Origin of the sequence: Paraburkholderia sp. Cy-641 (assembly GCF_011752945.1) — a bacterium.
In the GTDB taxonomy this organism is placed as follows: domain Bacteria; phylum Pseudomonadota; class Gammaproteobacteria; order Burkholderiales; family Burkholderiaceae; genus Paraburkholderia.
Map to the genome: position 1 here is coordinate 26,791 of NZ_VWWM01000051.1, position 12,913 is coordinate 39,703.

The window sequence follows — 12,913 nt, forward strand, 5'->3', positions numbered from 1 at the left end:
GCCGGCAGTAGCCACCCCGGAAAGTCGCGACACCGGCTGAGCCAACACTGCTGGCGGATGGATGAGTCCGCAACTGTAACGACTGGCTTGATTTTGGACTACCTCTTTTATACCGTACCGAACTCTTACCTCCGACTCCAACTCCCATATCTGTCGCGAGCAAATGAATTGTCCGGTTGAGTAGCACGTAATGTGTCCGGTTTTTGGATGGGGGATGAAGGTACCCATGAGCCGGGCAAGGTTGCTACAGGAAACCCGGAAGATGAGATTCGAAGAGGTCTATGCAGACTGGCAAGACAGGCGTCTGACGCAGGAGGAAGCGGCGTGCTTGCTGGGCGTGTGCGAGCGGACGTTTCGTTGGCAGATCGGACGTTACGAGGCCTAGGGGCTGGACGGCTTGCTCAACAAGCGGTTAGAGCAGGTGTCGCCCCGATGCGCCCCGGTGGATGAGATCACGCAGTTGGTCAGTTTTACCGACGTGACTACCCGGGCTGGAACGTGCGGCATTTCTACAACTGGTATCGACGCGAGCACGGCGGCACGCGTAGTTCCACGTGGGTGAAGAACTATTTGCAGCAGGCCTGCACTGTCAAGCGGGCGAAAGCGCGCGGCAAGCACGGCAAGAAGCGCGATCGAGCGCCGCTGCTGGGCATGCTGATCCATCAGGACGCCAGCCGCCATGAATGGGTGGCCGGACACGACTGGGACTTGGTGGTGATGCTGGACGATGCGACTGGCGAGCACCTGTCGATGTTTTTCTGCGAAGAAGAAGGCACGGCATCCAGCTTCCACGGCGTGGGCCAGACCATCGCCCGCCACGGTCTGTTCTGCGCGCTCTACACTGGACCGCGGCGGCCACTATTTCCATACGCCCGAGGCCGGCGGTAAGGTCGATCCCGATCACTCGACGCAGTTCGGTCGAGCGCTCACGCAGTTGGGCATCGAACACATCGCGGCGTATTCGCGAGGAAGCGCGCGGGTGCTCCGAGCGCGCCTTCGGCACGCATCAGGAACGCTTCCCCGCGAACTCGCCAAGGCCGGCATCACCGACATGCCGCAGGTCAATGCGTATCTCGAACGAGTGTACCTGCCGCGCCACAACGCTGAATTTGCGGTGCCGGCGGCCGAGCTAGGCAGAGCCTTCGTGCCCTACATCGGCAACGGCCTGGCAGACATCCTGTACGAGCACCATGACTATTTGTCCGCGACACTCCAGCGTCCATATCTAATCATAGTTTTTCATGATGGCGGTATCGTGATCTCATATTTTGAAACCGGCCCATCTGTCGATAGACTCACTTGGAAGTAGTCGAGTTGCCCAATCACGATATGGTCATGAGACATGGCTTGGAAACTCTCCGGTACTGCTCCATCAGCAGCATAGTTTGAGAATTCATATCATAAGACGGAAGCGATAATGGAAGAGACGCTGATCGCGGTCCCAAAGGCTGCGAGTCTTGGCGCTGCTGCGTTGTGTGGTGGTGTTCCGGGTGAGCACAAGACCGTGCATCGTCCTATCCAGCTTCGCCATGTCGAGATCGTGGGCCAGTTGGCCGTCCCTGATCAAAAAGACATTGAGCACGTGATCGATAAGGTGAACCGATCTGCCTTTCGTCCTCTAACTGCGAATCAGCCTACGCGACGTCGGGCCGCCGATCTGGTGTCGAGTGTTGATTCCCGAGCAAATCACGATTGCGCAACTGGATCAGATCATGCAATTCGCGATGGGCTGGGATAACGAACACCTCCATCGTTCATCGTTCGCGGACGGCGTTATGGTGGCCATCGCCACGGTGCGCTTCAGTTCTTCGGTGGCCCAGATGCCCTTCCACTGGCGGCGTTTGGCCTGTACGAACATGGGCGCTTTACCTACCTGTACGACTTCATCTCGTCATGGCTTCATGACGTGCGCGTCGAGCGGTGCACGTGCAACCAGCGGTCAAGGTCGCTACCTGCTGCGTCGAGCATTTCGGGCGTTGCCAGCCAGAAGACGTCGGAGGCCTCGAGAGATACATGAACGCACTGGAAGTTCGTGGCGAGCACGCATTTTTCAGGTGGATCGAGACGTTGCTTGGGGGCCAGATTGACGTGAACGATCTACGCGTTGAGGCCGACGAATGGCAGGTCTGGCTGGAGCGGGGTTTCGACTGGTGTGCAGCGAATGAGCGGCTGCAGATTCTTGCGCGGTAAACTCATCGCCCGCTCGACGCGCGGAGCGGGAGGCTGCGATGCAAATCCGCGTGCAGATTGTGGTTCAGACCGAAGTCGACGAGTGGGCGAACATTACGGAGATCGCTCGCTTCGAACGGGATGTATGCGATGCGGGTTCGCTCGACTTGCGTCTTGAGAAGGCAAAGGCGCTGCTGGGCCGGTTGCAGCGTTCGATGATCGACGTCCAGGCCGCTAAGCGATCGCTCGGATGCGCGTGTTTCTGAATTGCGGCGCCCGTCTGGCTTGGCGTGGTCTCCTAGCAGGCCTTTCCGCTAAACACAGCACCATTGATGGCCATGGGAGTTCGCCTGTGAAATACTTGATGTCTGAAGTGTATTCATTCATCGGGATACGGTGGTCACCGCAACACTTGAGGTATCTATGGATGTAAGGCAGTTGAAATATTTCGTCTCGATCGTCGATTCGAGCAGTCTTTCTAGGGCGGCCGAGCGTCTCTTCGTGGCGCAGCCCTCGCTAAGTCAGCATATGCTGAACCTTGAGAAAGATCTGAGCGTGCAATTACTGATCCGAAGTCCCCAAGGGGTCGTACCCACGGAGGCAGGCAAGACCTTGTATCGTCTCGCTCGCGACGTACTACGGGGCATGGAACTGATTCGCAAAGAAGTGAAGGAGGGTATGGGTAGTGAATCAGGTACAGTGTCAATCGGGCTTCCTAGGTCAGTCGCTGCAATTCTGGCAGCTCCCTTGTTTCGCCATGTTCGACGCACGTATCCGGACATTCGATTGCAGATTTACGACAACGTGAGTTCCAAGAATTATGAATTGCTCACTGAGGGCAGAGTTGATCTTGCAATCTTATTTCACGGAACCGAAAGCGTTGGCATATCGGGACAACCGTTGTTCAACGAAAATTTCTACGTGATTGGCCAGCATCTTCGTGGTCTAGCTGTAAATGGCAATGAGTGTCAGCTTCCACTTCTGGACCGGATACCAATTGTAGCTCCGGGACGTACCAATGGGCTACGCGTGCTTCTTGAGCAGGCGTTCGATCAAGCAAACGTCGGTCTCAACATCGTTGCGGAGATCGAGTCTGTACCTACCTTAGTCAATATAGCGGAAGGAGGAGATGCGTGCGTGTTCTTCCCCGCAGCAACTTTGGCGAATTGTCGTCTCAAAAGCGATACGCCTGTTAAAAAGGTTGTCAACCCGGAAATTCTCCGGTGTGGAACTTTATGTTGGAACAGTTCTGTGCCTACACAGGCCGCAACTCACGCAGTCCGGGCCATCATGATCGCGCTTGTCGCTGAGTTACAAGACGCTGGCACGTGGGTTGGCGTTGATCACCTCATCTCGCACAATACCTCGGATCGCTTATAGGCACACGCTAAGCAGACCTAACAACCTAACCTTCACGAAGCTCCGTAAGCGACGAACGCGTTGTTCACCACATGGGGAAGCGTCGGGTTGGGTGATCAACGGATAGAGCGTTTCTTTATATCCGGTAGCCAAAAGTCGTCTTTCCCCCTTCTCTCTCGCAGCTCATATACTTCTTGGTACCGTTTCGGTAACGCTCACCTATCGGTCTTTGTTAGGTACTAGAAGTTCACTATCTGTCACGCCGCGAATGCACTCGTCACTCCGCACGCGACCCACCTCGCTAAAGGCTGGCAGGATGGTGTACTGACCTCGCATTACACAAAAGTCGGACCCCGATGCGCAGTGGCCTCTCGCCGGCCGCGCGACACGAGAGGGACGATATTATGGAGACAAACGGATAATGGATTACATAGAGGGCGAAGCAAGTAGTACAAGGGAACAGCATATGCGCCAGCGCGTTAGAAGGATGCAGGTCACCTTTGTACTGCTAGCGCTGATCACGAGTATTTTAAAAAACCTTGATCGTGCGACGCTCAGTATCGCGGCGATCCACATCCGTGCCGACTTAGGGCTATCGGCAACACAAATCGGTGCGTTGCTCTCTATGTGGTCGATTGCGTACGCCGTATTTAACATTCCAGCCGGCTACTTCATCGACCGTCTCGGTGTGCGAAAGCTTGCCAGTGTAGCCATTTTCCTGTGGTCAATCGCTCAACTCGCGGGCGGCTGCGTCAGTGGATTTACACAGCTGCTCATCTCTCGTTTCCTGCTAGGGATAACGGAAGCGCCAAATGCCCCGGCGAACGCAAAAGCAATTGCCACTTGGATCCCTATTAAAAACCGAGGCCTTGCATTGGCTGTCTACACTTCAGGAGGGTCGGTTGGGGCTTTTATTGCGCCGCTCTTGCTCACGCCATTGATGCTCCATTTCGGGTGGCGCTATATGTTCGTCGCAATGGGAGTGGTCGGAATCTTTCTCGCTGTGATCTACTTCGCAGTGTATCGGGACGTCGACGAGGCAAATCTATCCGACGATGAGCGGGCGTTAATTTCCGAGGGCGAGCCCCCGCAATCCTCATCAGTTCCAATCTCCTTTGGTCATTGGAAGGCGCTTTACTTCTTCAAGACCACATGGGCGCTGATGATAGGGACTCTCACATTGGGCTGGATAATATGGCTTTACGTTGGATGGCTCCCGCTATATCTCGAGACTGAATTTCACATGACTGTTGGCAAAACCGGAATCTACGCCTCTATTCCGTTCGGATGCGGCATCCTTGGGTCGTTCTTGGGAGGCTTATGGACAGACCGCTTGGAGCGGCGTGGGGCGACCCGTCTCGTCAGTTGCAAGACTCCGATAGTCATAGGCATGTGCGCGTTGGCCATTGCTACGTTTGGTGTAGCGTTCTCAAAAAATGCAGTCGTCGCGCTCGTATTTGGGTCTTGCGCTGTATGTTTGTGCTCCGTTGTCGCCACTGCTGTATGGGCAGCGGGATCGGTTCTCTATCCGAAACGAATAGTCGCGTCGGCAATAACATCGATCAACTTCGCAAGTTATATAGGGGCGACAATTTCTCCGCTCATAACCGGTTGGTCGGTTGACGCTACTGGATCATTTAAAACAAGCTTCATTATCGGTGGCGTGGTCACTGCATTCGGTGCGTTCCTCATGTTCCAGTATCTAAACAGCAGTATCGACGAGAAAGAGATTGAAGCTGTGGTGACTGGCATAAGAGTCTGATCTCACCTGTTTGGCGGGTATCGAAGTCTCCTTAGATCACTCAGCGAAGGGTCTGCGCGTCTTGTTAACGTTTACATAAGACCATTATATCAACTTTTAACCGATAGTCTGAACTCTATCTAGACCAAACCACCCGTAGTAACAGGGAATTTAGGAATCCAAATGACAGAAAAGCCTTGGTATAGAAACGCCCTTCGTTGGGGGCAGACAAACTTAGTCGAGATCGATCCGATGCGATACGACGCAGTTTGGTGGCGTGAACACTGGCGAAAAACGCGTATTCAAGGTGTAATTGTCAACGCGGGTGGAATCGTTGCCTATTATCCATCCAAATTTCCGCTGCATCGACGAGCTCACACCTTGGGGGAGCGGGATCTCCTGGGCGAAATCGTTTCGGCCGCCCGCGAGGACGGTCTACAAGTTATCGCAAGAATGGATTCAAATTGCGTTGGCGAAGACTTCTTCCGAGAGCACCCGGATTGGATCTGCGTCGACCTGAGTGGTGATCCATACACTCGCGGGGACAAGTTTGTAACGTGCATTAATTCGCCGTACTATACCGAGTACTTGCCTGGCGTCATCAAGGAGGTTATCGAGAGGGTTCGTCCGGATGGATTCGCCGATAACAGCTGGTATGGATTGACGCGCGAGAGTGTTTGCTATTGCAAATATTGTCAGCGAGGGTTCGGCGCATTCAGCAACGGATTCAGTCTCCCAACCAGTGCCAATTGGGAAGATAAAAACTACCGTAAGTGGATTCAGTGGAGCTACGCGCGCCGCGTTGAGCTTTGGGATTTGAATAACGCTACGACGAAAGAGGCCGGAGGACCGGATTGCACTTGGAGTGGAATGATCAGTGGTGATTTGGCGGTAAATGCGAACCGCTTCAGCGATCTTAGACAACTCCTGTCACGCGCGAAAATTGTCATGCTCGATCATCAGCGCCGCAGTAAGCGCGACAGTTTCGAGCAGAACACAGAGTGCGGATTACGTCTGCACGAACTTGCTGGGTGGGACAAGCTGATTCCAGAGAGCATGCCCCAATATCTACTTGGAGAGCCGATCTTTCGCCTCTCGTCCATGCCGGAAGCTGAAGTTCAGATGTGGTCCGCCGCCGCCTTCGCTGGTGGGATTCAACCTTGGTGGCATCATATCGGTTCGTCGCACGAAGATCGCCGACAATATAAATACGCCGAGAAGATCTTCAATTGGCACCGAGCGAACGCCGAGATTCTCGTGAATCGGACACCGCAAGCCGATGTTGGTGTAGTGTGGTCTCAGACAAACCAAGACTTCTACGGCCAGGACAAATCACAAGACAAGGCGTTGAATCCTTATCGCGGAGTGATCAATGCCCTCAACAAGTCCGCAATCACATATCTTCCAATCCATGTTGATGAAATCTCAAAGGCAACCGGGCGATTCTCCCTGTTGATCCTTCCAAGCATCGTGGCAATGTCCGTCGATCAGATTGATGCAGTGAAGGCGTACATCGAGAATGGTGGGTCAGTCATCGTGACAGGTGATACGAGTCTTATGGACGAGAATGGTATCCGGCGAGATGACTACGGACTCGCTGAAACGTTTGGCGTCCATCGTTTGGAGGGTCATGAGGGCGGAGAGTTGCCGGCGTTGCCTGCGGATCCGAGCCATGAAAACTTCGAGAGGCACTCGTACCTGCGCTTGACACCAGAGCTTCGCTGTCAGGTTTATGGACCTAACGACGAATCTGCGCCGATGACTACGGATCAACGCCACCCGATTCTGGGCGGAATGGATGAAACAGACATTCTTCCATTCGGGGGCTTCCTTCCTCACATACACGTCGACCAGGACGTTTCCGTTCTGGCGACGTTCGTCCCTGACCTCCCAGTCTTTCCGCCCGAGACCGTGTGGATGCGTATACCCAGAACGGAAATGCCGGCTCTCGCTATACGGGAAACGAAGACGGGTGGGAAGCTTGTGTGGATCGCCGCCGATGTCGATCGGTGCTTCGGACGAGATGACCATCGTGATCATGGTGCCTTGATTGCGAATGCAGTGAAATGGGCGATCGACGACTCTTGTTTCGTCAAACTTGAGAATTCACACGGTCTCGTAATCCCGACTCTTTATTCACAAGGAAATCGACAGATTCTCCATCTGAACAGCCGGGCTCATGCATCACGTGTTCCCGGGTCTCAGGATCAATTGATCCCTGTCGGCCCAGTTTCTGTGTATGTGCGCACACGGCAGGAAGCCGATGCCCCTGCATCTGTTGAATTCCGGGTCGCTGGAAAGACCGCAGATGTTGAACAACGAGGGGATTTTCTCGTATTCCAAGTAGACCAGATACTCGATCATGAGGTAATCGTAGTGGATTGGAGGTAACCGCACAGCGTCGAACCGACCGGGCACAACGACATCCGTGCCAGCAGCGGCGCGTCAAATGAGATGTAGAGCAAAGAGTAGTGGAAAATGTGGAGAAGCGTTGGGTAATTTATCGCCATAGCATTTCGTTGTAAAACTTGGTGGCAACAACGAGTTGAATCAGATTTTTATGTTGATGAAAGAATTATCTCTGCGTTGCCATCTCATTAATTAAGTTATACAAAATAAATGGAGACTAGATGAAAGTAAAATATGTATTCCCGATTTTTCTAGCGAGTGTGATGGGCTACGCGCATGCTCAGTCCAGCGTGACCCTGTACGGAATCGTTGGAGGGGGCGTGAGGTATGCAAGTGGCCTCACGGGAGGATCGGTCGTCAAGTTTACCAATGGCATTGTTACAAGCCGATTTGGGATGGTCGGCGAGGAGGATCTCGGCGGGGGACTCAAGGCGTTCTTTCGACTGGAGAACAGCTTTAGTCCTGCTACTGGAGCGCTTGCGACTAGCAATGTGCTTTGGTCACGAGGATCGTGGGTTGGTCTTAGTTCGCGGTACGGATCGGTGTCCATGGGCCGTCAATTGAGTTCTTTCGGAGATTTAGCGATCTTGCTTGACCCAAATGAGATTTCCGGTACCGAAGGTGCACTCGTTCCAGATGCGGTTTACATCGGAAATTTCTTTGCCGGAGACAGCCGATTTAACAACTCGATAAAGTACTCCACAAATGTAAGCGGTGTAACCATCGGAGGAAGTTATGCGCTCGGTGGTATAGCAGGTAATCAACGTGCGGGCAGCTCCTATTCCGGAACATTGAGCTATAACAAGGGGCCTTTCACAGGTGGCATCGGCTATCAACATACTTACAACCCGGATGCGACGCAATATGCACAGGACTACTACGTCGGAACGGAATGGAACGCTGGTCTCCTGAGAGTTTATCTGAGTTATCTGGGAGTTACTGTGAGTGGCTTAAATGCCACCTCGTCACAGCGGCGGGATACCGTGCCTCAAGGAGGGATCGTTTGGCAAGTAACACCTTATTTATCTCTGACCGCAGCGTACTACTACGATATTGCAAATAATCTGGGTAACGTCCAGGGAGCCGGTGGCCACAAACAGACAGCTTATGTGATCGGAAAGTACTATCTGTCGAAGCGCACATCACTTTGGATTGAAGCGGATAGAAATCACATGTCTGGAGCATATACGACAGAGCCGATAAACCTTAAACTTCTGGGTATGAGTCCCGGCAGCTCCGGAACGACTGGAGTCTCGATCGGACTTATGACTCGATTTTGATGGAGTAAGGTCTTTATGCCATGTATCGACCCACGATGAATCTGCTTGAAAAGACGCGGCAATCGTGGAGGCTTGTTGTTCTTGGTTGACACTCGCTAAACGACCGACTTGGGTAGTGTCGGATCGCGATTTGTCTCCGTATCAACGGGGCGGACGTGGCCGAGCGACTCCATGAGAGGAGGATCGTGCTGCCAGACCGTAGATGCTCGTCTCTTCTGGGCCGCCGGCTACGTTTCCCTATTTTTTCCTCGCTTAGGTTTGACTCGTCGTCTGGCTTAAGTTGCGTGGATGATTTGATATTCGCGTTACATCAGTACATCACCATAATTCGATGGACTGGAAGGATCGATCAAAGGGAATGCCGTCGCAAGGGGGAGTTCAACGCAGTTCCCGTGCTTACAACTGCAGTGCCGATAGATTCGAGGTTACCGGTTTAATTTTTAGGTGAGTATTCTTGTGAGAATAGACAAAGTTGAAAGCTTTCAGATCCAGTGGTCTCCCGAGGACATGCCGGGTACTCGTAGCGCATATGTGCGTATTCATGCTGATGACGGCTTGACCGGAATCGGAGAGGCGTCGCCCATGGAGGGAGGGCGTGCCTCGCTGGACATGATCGCGAATGATATAGCACCTGCATTGATTGGGGCCGATCCATTGGATCATGCGGTATTGCAGGACAAGCTTCTCCATCGTCTTATGAAATTGGGTCCTGACGGCGCGCTCACTGGTGCATTAGCTGCTATTGACATTGCCTTGTGGGATCTAAAAGGGAAATCGTTAGCTACGCCTGTTTACAAGCTTCTCGGCGGTGCTTGGCGCACGGCGATACCTTTTTATGCCTCCATTGGTGGAAATGGGCGACGTACCGTCGACGAAGTCTGTCGTGTTGTGGAACAGCGTTTGCGGGACAACCCAGCTGCGATAAAGATTCGAATGGACGGCGACCGAACTACGCCTGATCGCGACATTTCTGGTGACATCGAGAAGGTTCGTGCCGTACGACGCTTGGTCGGTGACAGTTTTCCGCTAGCTTTCGATGCCAACAATGGGTTTTCTTATGGGGGCGCCGTGCGTTTGGGACGGGTGCTCGAAGAACTCAATTACCAGTGGTTCGAGGAGCCTTTGCAGCACTATCACGTTCGCGAGTTAGGCGCACTTGCGCAGAAGCTTGATATAACTGTGTCAGCCGGAGAGCAAACCTACACGACTGCTGGCATTGCCGATCTCATCAATGCAGGCGTCCGAATGGTACAGCCAGATATCGTCAAGATGGGAGGCATTACCGGACTCATGCGTTGCGCCGCTCTTTGCGAGGCACATGGAGTTGAGCTCGTGCCGCACCAAACGCAGCCCGTAGTCGGCCACCTCGCAAACATGCACGTTTGTGCAGCGCAGGCGCAGGCAACTAAGCCCTGCGAATTCAACGATCCATCGGCTCGACGACACGCAATCTTCGCGAACCCACCTCGTCCAGTGGACGGGTTGTTTCACCTGCCGAACGTGCCTGGTATCGGAGTTGATCTTCTGGAAGCGGAAGTCACCCGCTTACGTGTTTGAACCAAGATCCTAGTCGACTTTCGAATTGAGACAAAATGAATATAAGTGAACCCTTAGGTGTTCCGGAGACACTTGAACAGCAAACAATGCATAGAGTCATTTGGCGTATTGTTCCTATCCTCATGCTCGGGTATTTTTGCGCAAACCTAGACCGGGCAAACGTCGGCATGGCTGCAACGGCAATGATGCCAGCCCTTAACTTGACGACCGCTCAACTGGGTTTCGGTGCGGGCATTTTTTTCTTAAGCTATTGGCTCGCGGAAGTCCCTAGCAATCTGATGCTCAATCGATTCGGTGCGCGAATCTGGATCACCAGAATAATGCTCAGTTGGGCAATTGTTTCGGCTCTGACGGCATTCGCTTACGACAAATGGAGTTTCTATGGTGTCCGTTTTATTCTCGGACTCGCCGAAGCGGGATTTTTCCCTGGAGTTTTGATTTACATCACCTGGTGGTTTCCCGCACGTTATCGCAGTCGTATCGTTGCGTGGTTTATGTCCGCCGGTATACTTGCGCAGATCATCGGCCCGCCCATTGGCGGGGCGCTGATGGGGATGCCAAGGACACTCGGGTTGGACGGTTGGCAGTGGCTCTTTATCGTCGAAGCGTTACCATCAATCTTGACAGCCTTTCTGTTTCTTTTATTCTTGACTGATCGACCCAAAGACGCTCGTTGGTTGAACTCCGAGTCACGTGCGTGGCTTGAAAAGCAACTCGCGGTCGAGAAGGAAAAGCAAGAAGAGGAGCAGACGTTCACGTTGCTATCCGCTCTGGTAAGTCCGAAGGTGTGGCTTCTAAGCTTCGTCCAATTTGGCCACCAATATGCGGGCTATGGACTTCTCTTTTTCATGCCATTGATTGTGAAGGGTATGGGCGTGAGCCACCAGTGGATCGGATCGGTTACTGCTATCCCATTCATACTCGGGTTCATGTTCATGATCCCTTGGGGCGCTAGTTCAGATCGTACCGGCGAGCGCATTTGGCATTCGAGTGTCACGCTGTTTGTGACTGCGGCCGCCATGCTGATCTGCAAATTCCTCGGAGCGTCACATTCAGTTTGGCTGATGGTCGTGCTTTGTGTTGCAATGATAGGTCAGCTCTCCTTTGCGCCATGCTTCTGGTCAATACCCGCGAGCATGTTGACCGGGACCGCTGCAGCGGGAGGAATTGCGCTAATTAACGCACTCGGAAATCTCGGAGGCCTGGCCGGACCCGCTGTGTATGGTTCAGTGCGAGACGCTACGGGCAGTACAAATTTCGCACTCTTTTGTTTGGCCATCGGTCCTCTTCTTTCTGGGTTTGCGCTTTTGCTGATTCGGAACAGGCGCGGATCTGATCAAGTCCGCGTTGAGCGTCCCGCGACTCTGGAGAGCGGAAGATGAGTGAACACTTTATCAACGTGGATGAGGCGCGCAGAACTTGCGTTGAGGCGCTCGGGAACGCGGGCGTGCCTCTAGAACACGCTCGGGTACAGGTGGACTTGTTGATGGAAGCGCAGTTGCGTGGACGTGCATCGCACGGTCTGCTGCGCTTGCCGCGAATCGTTGAACGTGTGCGCAGAGGTATCGCGGACCCCATTACCAGAGGCGAATTGTGCTGGCGAGGGAACTCACTATTGCATGTGAATGGACGTCAAGGACTCGGCCCAGTCATCGCCTTTCATGCGCTGGAACAGATCACGCTGCGCGCGAAGGAAACCGGGGTCGCTGTCGCGTCCATTGAGCAGTGCAATCACCTCGGGATGATCGCACTCTATGCCGAACGCGTCGCCGCGCAAGGACAGATTCTGATCGCGATGACGACGAGCGAGGCACTCGTTCATCCATGGGGCGGCCGCACGGCGATGATCGGCACCAATCCCGTGGCGATCGGCGTGCCTGCCGCACCCCATCCGTTCGTGCTCGACATGGCGACGAGCCTCATCTCGATGGGCCAGGTGCACGACTACGCGCATCGCGGCACGCCGCTCGAAACCGGCTGGGCGCTCGACGCGAACGGCGACCCAACGCTCGATGCCACCGCCGCCAAGCAAGGTTCGATCGCACCGTTCGGCGGCGCGAAGGGTTATGCGCTCGGCCTTGCGTTCGAAGTGCTGGTCGCGAGCCTCACGGCCAGCGCGATGGGCGTCGAGGTAAAGGGAACGCTCGATGCGGAGCACCCGTGCAACAAGGGCGATGTGTTCATCGTCATCGAACCGGCGGCGGGCGGCGCGGCCACGCAGGTCGGCGCCTATCTGGATGCGATCCGTCGAAGCCCGCCGCAACGCGCGGACCGGCCCGTGCTCGTGCCGGGCGACCGGGCGCATCGTCAACGCGCGCGAAGCCTGGAAGATGGGATCTCGATCGCCCCCGATGTATGGCGCTCGATTCGTGAACTTGCGATTTCATAAATTAGGCAT

11 protein-coding genes and 1 pseudogene are annotated in these 12,913 nt (G+C 54.1%); all 12 read left to right on the plus strand.

The window, feature by feature from the left end; all coding sequences use genetic code 11:
- Positions 1 to 498: 498 nt before the first annotated feature.
- The 12 genes and pseudogenes from F3J20_RS24150 to F3J20_RS24210 all read left to right on the plus strand — a co-directional run bounded on the left by F3J20_RS24150 (position 499) and on the right by F3J20_RS24210 (position 12,904).
- Entirely contained in the window at positions 499 to 888 is a 390-nt protein-coding gene (locus tag F3J20_RS24150; protein WP_167284732.1) for a hypothetical protein, read from the plus strand.
- A gap of 46 nt (positions 889 to 934) precedes the next feature.
- Complete coding sequence (locus F3J20_RS24155; RefSeq protein WP_167284733.1) at positions 935 to 1,309, plus strand: hypothetical protein; 375 nt, start codon at positions 935 to 937, stop codon at positions 1,307 to 1,309.
- Between the two features lie 108 nt (positions 1,310 to 1,417).
- Positions 1,418 to 1,738 carry a hypothetical protein gene (locus tag F3J20_RS24160; protein WP_167284734.1) on the plus strand — a complete coding sequence of 107 codons (321 nt, stop codon included), beginning with the start codon at positions 1,418 to 1,420 and terminating at the stop codon, positions 1,736 to 1,738.
- Positions 1,739 to 2,013: 275 nt separating this feature from the next.
- Positions 2,014 to 2,190: a hypothetical protein gene (locus F3J20_RS24170; protein ID WP_167284735.1), complete on the plus strand. Its 177-nt coding sequence runs from the start codon at positions 2,014 to 2,016 to the stop codon at positions 2,188 to 2,190.
- Positions 2,191 to 2,228: 38 nt separating this feature from the next.
- Positions 2,229 to 2,464: pseudogene (locus tag F3J20_RS24175) on the plus strand (ISKra4 family transposase); the annotation flags it as partial.
- A gap of 143 nt (positions 2,465 to 2,607) precedes the next feature.
- On the plus strand, positions 2,608 to 3,549 hold the full coding sequence (locus F3J20_RS24180) for a LysR substrate-binding domain-containing protein (protein WP_240162890.1): 942 nt from the start codon (positions 2,608 to 2,610) through the stop codon (positions 3,547 to 3,549).
- A gap of 400 nt (positions 3,550 to 3,949) precedes the next feature.
- Complete coding sequence (locus F3J20_RS24185) at positions 3,950 to 5,290, plus strand: MFS transporter (protein WP_167284737.1); 1,341 nt, start codon at positions 3,950 to 3,952, stop codon at positions 5,288 to 5,290.
- 162 nt (positions 5,291 to 5,452) lie between these two features.
- A complete protein-coding gene (locus F3J20_RS24190; protein ID WP_167284738.1) occupies positions 5,453 to 7,660 on the plus strand; it encodes an alpha-amylase family protein in 2,208 nt (735 codons plus the stop codon).
- A 239-nt stretch (positions 7,661 to 7,899) separates the two neighbouring features.
- The gene (locus F3J20_RS24195; protein WP_167284739.1) at positions 7,900 to 8,958 is read left to right on the plus strand and encodes a porin; all 1,059 of its coding nucleotides are present in this window, start codon (positions 7,900 to 7,902) and stop codon (positions 8,956 to 8,958) included.
- Positions 8,959 to 9,414: 456 nt separating this feature from the next.
- On the plus strand, positions 9,415 to 10,515 hold the full coding sequence (locus F3J20_RS24200) for a mandelate racemase/muconate lactonizing enzyme family protein (RefSeq protein ID WP_167284740.1): 1,101 nt from the start codon (positions 9,415 to 9,417) through the stop codon (positions 10,513 to 10,515).
- 35 nt (positions 10,516 to 10,550) lie between these two features.
- Positions 10,551 to 11,897, plus strand: coding sequence for an MFS transporter (locus tag F3J20_RS24205; RefSeq protein ID WP_167284741.1), 1,347 nt, complete (start codon positions 10,551 to 10,553; stop codon positions 11,895 to 11,897).
- Positions 11,894 to 12,904, plus strand: a complete 1,011-nt coding sequence (locus tag F3J20_RS24210; protein ID WP_167284742.1) for an Ldh family oxidoreductase — start codon at positions 11,894 to 11,896, stop codon at positions 12,902 to 12,904. The genes F3J20_RS24205 and F3J20_RS24210 overlap by 4 nt, the downstream gene beginning before the upstream one ends.
- Positions 12,905 to 12,913 lie beyond the last annotated feature (9 nt).